Origin of the sequence: Collinsella aerofaciens (genome assembly GCF_018785245.1) — a bacterium.
Taxonomy (GTDB): domain Bacteria; phylum Actinomycetota; class Coriobacteriia; order Coriobacteriales; family Coriobacteriaceae; genus Collinsella; species Collinsella aerofaciens_AD.
On record NZ_WQPL01000043.1, the window covers coordinates 1 to 1472 of the forward strand.

A 1472-nucleotide genomic window follows, 5' to 3' on the forward strand; every position below is an offset into this window, starting at 1 on the left:
GATCGCGTCGGAAATGTTGGTGTAAGCGCGCCGACGGCTGACCGCCAAACGCAAGCGGCCCCTGTCCTAGAATCTGGAATTGCTACATAACACAGGTTCTGGGAAAGGACAGGGACCGCTATGGAGATATTAGCAGACGCGATGCCGGATAAGGCCGCCATCCCGAGGTCGACCGACGGGATGGTCGACATCCAGTCGCTGCTCAGGCTGCTCGCCGAGCAGGTGGTCAACGCCATCATGGACGAGGAGGCCGACCAGCTCTGCGGCGATGGGGCCAACAGCAGGAACGGCTACCGCAACCGCACGCTCGAGACGTGCGTGGGCACGCTCAACCTGAGAATCCCCAAGCTCAGGACGGGTAGCTTCTTCCCCGAGGACGTCCTCGAGCGCTACCAGCGCGTCGACCGCGCGCTCGTCGCGGCGGTGGCCGAGATGTACGCCACCGGCACCAGCACCAGGAAGGTGCAGAGGATAGCCGAGAAGATGGGCATCGAGAGGCTCGGCAGGGACCGCGTGAGCGCGATCGCCGCGACCCTCGACGCCGAGATAGCCGACCTCGCGGAGGGGCCGCTCGATGCGCGCGCGATACCCTACATCTGGCTCGACGCGACCTACGTCAAGTGCCGCCGCGGGGGCCGCGTGGCTTCGACCGCGGTGGTCACGGCGATAGGCTGCGACGAGTCCGGCTGGAGGCGGGTGCTGGGGGTGTCCGTGGTGGACACGGAGTCCTACGAATCGTGGCTCGGTTTCCTGCGGAAGCTGCGCGACCGCGGCGCGACCGGCACCGAGCTCGTCGTATCCGATGCCCACGGGGGCCTGGTCAGGGCCATAGGCGAGGTCTTCCAGGGGGCGGCCTGGCAGCGATGCGCCGTGCACCTGATGCGCGACTGCATGCGCGAGGCCGGCTCCTGGCAGCTGAGGCGCCGCGTGGGGCGCATCGTCTCCTCGGTCTTCCGCGCCGGGGACGCCGCCACCGCCGTGGCCATGTACCACGCGGCATGCGAGATGCTGGAGGGGTGCTGCCCGAGGGCGGCGAGGGTGCTCGAGGAGGCGGAGCCCGACGCGCTCGCGTACCTGGACTTCCCGCCGTCGCACTGGAAGCGCCTGCGCACCAACAACGTGCAGGAGCGCGCCAACAGGGAAATCAAGCGCCGCTCGCGCGTGGTGCAGGTCTTCCCGTCGGAGAGTTCGCTGCTCAGGCTCGTGGGCGCCGTCATGTGCGACCAGGCCGAGACATGGTCCGGCTCGCGCTACTTCTCGGAGAGGAAGATGGCCGAGATGCATGACGCCGCGTTCAGAATGGGTGCCGCGGGCGAGCACAACTGGGCGGAGCTGGAGAAGGCGGCCAGGAAGATGCTCGAATCCAGCCTGGAACTTGCCGACAGCGTGGAGGCGGCCTAGGATATCAACTGATTCCGGATATCGGACACAGGGGCCGCAAGGGCCCTTACACCAACTTTCTCGACACTACC

General features: G+C 67.3%; 1 protein-coding gene. It reads left to right on the plus strand.

Going from position 1 to position 1472, the window contains the following annotated elements; translation table 11 throughout:
• The first annotated feature begins 141 nt into the window (after window positions 1-141).
• Complete coding sequence (locus tag GPK39_RS08445) at window positions 142-1401, plus strand: IS256 family transposase (protein WP_458795922.1); 1260 nt, start codon at window positions 142-144, stop codon at window positions 1399-1401.
• Window positions 1402-1472 lie beyond the last annotated feature (71 nt).

Excerpts from the sequence above, each read along its gene's own strand:
- GPK39_RS08445 (WP_458795922.1), top strand. The coding sequence starts at position 142 with ATGCCGGATAAGGCCGCCATCCCGAGGTCGACCGACGGGATGGTCGAC.